Below are 4,640 nucleotides of genomic sequence, written 5' to 3' on the forward strand. Positions count from 1 at the left end.
CGGCATCGGAGGATGCGGATCCGACAGCCACGTCCGGAGGCGATCCGGTGTGAGATCAGGCCGCTCTCGGATCTCCGAAAGCGGCGGCGCCGCATCCGTTGCGGTTCGGGCTTGCCCAGGATTGTGGCAGGAGACGCACCAGGTCTCGGTAATGTCCCGTCCTCTTGCGCTGTCGCCCGGCTGAGCCGCTGCCCCGGCTTGGGGGGCGTAGCTCGGCGCCTCAAGGCCGCGCTCGATGTATCTGCTATCTGCAGACCGTCTTGCGGTCGGGTCCGAGCTGACGGGCGATCGCCGTGATCGACAAGCCCTGCCGATGGAGATCCAGAACCATCCCGAGTTCCCCAACTCGGACCACCGCATCGTACCTTCGGCTCAGCGGGCACCGTCAGGACAAGCTGCACGAGGGCCTTTACACGAAGATCCCCGTACAAGACTGGAGTGGCGGTAGACCGTCACCGCCTTCACTGTCTTCCAGAGGCCATGGGCCATCGCGTGCTCGAGCTGCCGCACGCCTTTGCGGTCGGACGAGGTCATCATCCCGACGCGCCGACTGTGACCGGCATAGTCGGCCGACCCGAGGCCTATCCGGCCAATCACCCGCTTGACTAGGCGGGCGACGGTCCGGCCGTCGATCGGCAGCAGACGGCCATCGGGGTCCGGGGGGCATCGCGCCACAGGGATGGATCCGGCAGAACAGCGGGCCGGGATTGTCGCCGCGGCGCGAGCCAGGCCTTGAGGGCCGTCACGGTGCAGAGCGGCTCGCCGGGTACGGCACGGATCGCGACCTCGGCTCCTCCCCTTCCTGGTCGCCCTTGGACCGGGCGACGAACACCACCAGACCCTCGGGGGTTAAGCGGGCGGCGCCGCCGCCCGATGGTCGATGCTGGCAATGGTTTGTCTGGTCGAACATGGCACGTATATTTCTGATTGGTTCGGACTGGCGGCGCAGTTCATGAGAGCGACCCTCAAACGGACATAAGTGGATACATGTGGCAATGTCTGAGCCTAGCCCTGATGTCCCCTATTGGAGTCGCGATATTGCCGAGTTGAGCGCTGATTTTCGCTCGGGCCACCGGGGCATGGCGTCCCAAAATGCCGCCGAGCAGCTGCGTCTGATCGGCCCCAATAGCATTGAGGACGCGCAGCGGCTCGGCGCCCTGCGCCTCCTTCTTCGGCAATTCGAAAGTCCGCTCGTCCTCATTCTTATCTTCGCAGCAGTGGTTTCGCTGGTTCTGCGGCAATGGGTGGATGCCAGCATCATTCTCGCGATCGTGCTCGGCAGTACGCTACTCGGCTTCTATCAGGAGTACCGAGCGTCGGCCGCGGTTGAGGAGCTCAAACGCCGCCTAGCATTGACATGCCGCGTCGTCCGCGACGGCCTTGAGAAGACGGTCCCGGCGAGCGCCATCGTGCCGGGCGACGTCATTGTGCTCTCGGCCGGCAACCTCATTCCCGCCGACGGACGCGTGATCGAGTCCGAGGACTTTCTAGTCAACGAAGCCAGTCTGACCGGGGAATCGTTCCCTGTCGAGAAGCGACCCGGGACCGTTCCGCCGGAGACGCCTATCGCCGGACGCACCAACGCGGTCTACCTCGGCACCTCAGCACAAAGCGGGACGGCGAAGGTCCTTGCGGTCAATACGGGACGCGGAACCGCCTTCGGTGCGATTGCAGCGCGGATCAAGGCCCGCCCGCCCGAGACGGAGTTCGGGCGGGGAATCCGGCAGTTCGGCTACCTCCTGATCCGCGTAATGGTGGTCATCGTTCTGTTCGTGCTGACGGTGAACCAGCTTCTTGGACGGCCATGGATAGAGTCGCTGCTCTTTGCGGTCGCACTTGCGGTTGGTCTGTCACCCGAGCTGCTGCCAGCCATTATCAGCGTGACACTGGCCGCTGGAGCCCGTGCGATGGCCAAACAAGGGGTCATCGTCCGACGCCTCGACGCGATCGAGAATCTCGGCAGCATGGACATCTTCTGCACGGACAAGACCGGTACGCTGACTGAGGGAGCCGTCGCGCTGCAGGATGCTACAGACGCCGAGGGCCGGTCATCGGCCGACGTCAGGCAGCTTGCCTTTCTCAATGCGGCCTTCGAGACCGGTATCGACAACCCACTCGACGCCGCCATCATCGCTATAGGTGAAAGCAGCGGACTGACCACCGGTGGCTATCGTAAGATCGACGAAATTCCCTACGATTTCCTTCGCAAGCGGCTGACAATCGTTGTAGCTGCCGACGCCGATCCAGCGTGGCATCAGATCGTCACCAAGGGCGCTTTTGCGAACGTCTTGGCCATCTGCCACTCGGTTGCCCAGGATGGCGTGGACGTGCCGATTGCGACAGTGCGGCAGGCGGAGCTCGACGCCTTTTACCAGGCGAAGAGCGCAGAGGGATTCCGCGTCCTCGCAGTGGCGACGCGCAAGGTCGCAGCGAGAGACCATTACGTCCACGGCGACGAAAGCGCCATGGTGTTTGCCGGCTTCCTGCTTTTTTCCGATCCGCCCAAGTCAGACGCGCAGCAGACGATCAGCGACCTGTTGAAGCTTGGAATCCGCATCAAAGTGATCAGCGGCGACAATAGGTACGTCACCGGCCATCTGGCGAAAGCGGTGGGGCTCGATCCGAAATCAATGATTACCGGCGAGCAAATGGCAAAGCTCAAGGATGAGGCGCTCTGGCATCTCGCGCCCCATACCGATCTCTTCGTCGAGGTCGATCCCCAACAGAAGGAGCGTGTCGTGCGCGCCTTGCAACGGACGGGACATGCCGTCGGCTATCTCGGCGACGGCATCAATGATGCGCCCGCCCTTCATGCGGCCGATGTCGGCATTTCGGTCGAGCAGGCGGTGGACGTCGCCCGCGAGAGCGCCGACATAATCCTCCTCAACCGCAACCTTGACGTCCTTCGCCGCGGTGTGGAAGACGGCCGCCGGACCTTCGCCAACACGCTCAAATACATCTGCATCACGACCAGCGCAAATTTCGGCAACATGGTCAGCATGGCGCTGGCGGCGCCGCTGCTGCCATTTCTCCCGCTCGCCGCCAAGCAGATCCTTCTCAACAATTTCCTCTCCGATGTACCGTCCATTGCGATCTCAACCGACAACGTCGATCCGGAAACCGTTACGCGGCCCCAGCGGTGGAAGATCCGGGACGTGCGGCACTTCATGATCGTCTTCGGGCTGGTCAGTTCCGCTTTCGATCTGCTGACATTCGCGATCTTGCTTCTTGTCTTTCATGCTGATGAGGCGACTTTTCAGACGACATGGTTCATCATTTCGCTGTTAACCGAACTCGCCGTTGTCCTTGTATTGCGAACGCATCGGCCAGCGTTCCGTAGCATACCGAGCCGCGTGCTAATGTGGACAACCGTCGTCGTCAGCCTCGCCGCCCTTTCCATCCCCTTCCTCGGGTCGCTTGCCTCGGCGTTCGGGTTTGTGCGGCTGTCAACGCTTGAGATGGGGTCGGTGCTGGTCATCCTCGCTGGTTACATCGCAGCGACGGAAGGGGCGAAAGCATGGTTCTATCGAAGGCACGAAACGCCGCTCAAAGGGGCTGGGCGACACCCGCCGGCTTTGGCCAAAGGGAGTCCTGCCCAACGTATTCGGCGATAGTTACTGTCCCAACATCGGCCCCTTCGTAACCCTCCGCCGGGGGCCGCCTTGTGGGGGAGGTCGGTATCGTAGCTAACTGTCGTTACGGATATCCTTACTGACAGTTGGCCATTTCGGCGTCTTGAGATTGTGGAGACGGGCCGCCGCCGCCGCTGGAGCGTGGAAGAGAAGCAGCGGATCGCGGCGGAGTGTGAATAGGCGCCAGGCCGGGACCCCTCAGTATCGCGCAAAGTCAGGCACTTACCGCGCCGATCGGCGTCGGGACCCCATGCCGATTTACAGCGAAGGGCACTGGTCACCTGCAGCGGCGGCGCGACCAACGCTACTCGTCGTCGTCCGGAGTCGGATCCACGCCGCGCTTGTAGGCCGCCCAGGCATCGACCGCGCGGCCGGTGTTGCCGGCTCGGTGCATCCAATACTTCCGCCGGGCCTCGTCGAGCGCATTCCACCAGGCGATGCCGACCTGCTCGTCGGCGGTGGGGGGCGCGATCGGGCTCTGTGGTCACGGCGACCTCCGTTGCAATCGGCGGCACGGCGGCGCCGTCCTGGCGCGCCGCGATGGCCGCGTTGCCGCCGAGTCTAGCCGCTCCGAGTCCCCGCCGGAAGCCCCAACGCCCGATAAGCCCCCTTATCGGGCACACCTATACTCACGGACATTAAGTAATCGAGGATCGCAGCAGCGTTCGATAAGAAGAAATCGGACTGAGATCAAAGACGCTGCAAATACCACCGTTGCCGGACGCGGGTGAACGGCGCGCCTTCGCTGGCCCTCGCGAGGCAACCGCACCCTTCGCTCCGCTCGGAGTCTTCCCGTCCGACGAGAGCAATAGACCCGGGTGGAGACGTCCAGCCCTCTCGGACAGGCTTCCCAATGGTTCCTCGCCGCCCAACCCGCCTGGCCGGGGATGAGCATGGGGAAGAGCAAAGGGAGAGGCTCATGCCTGTGATCGACCACCGTTCCATAGCCGACCGACCGTCCTCCTGGCCCGACGTCGCAGGCTGCATCAGTCAGCGCAGGAGACCGGA

Annotated in this window: 1 protein-coding gene and 1 pseudogene; one reads left to right on the forward strand and one right to left on the reverse strand. The window is 63.3% G+C overall.

The window, feature by feature from the left end:
- Nucleotides 1-186: 186 nt before the first annotated feature.
- A pseudogene (locus AAHM41_RS40795) lies at nt 187-355 on the reverse strand (IS21 family transposase); the annotation flags it as partial.
- Between the two features lie 640 nt (nt 356-995).
- On the opposite strand from AAHM41_RS40795, the gene mgtA reads away from it, so the two are divergent.
- Nucleotides 996-3,614 carry a magnesium-translocating P-type ATPase gene (gene mgtA, locus AAHM41_RS39070; protein ID WP_342242036.1) on the forward strand — a complete coding sequence of 873 codons (2,619 nt, stop codon included), beginning with the start codon at nt 996-998 and terminating at the stop codon, nt 3,612-3,614.
- Nucleotides 3,615-4,640 lie beyond the last annotated feature (1,026 nt).

Source organism: Inquilinus sp. OTU3971 (assembly GCF_038440215.1).

Coding starts and splice junctions, on each gene's coding strand:
- mgtA (WP_342242036.1), top strand. CDS start 996: ATGTCTGAGCCTAGCCCTGATGTCCCCTATTGGAGTCGCGATATTGCC.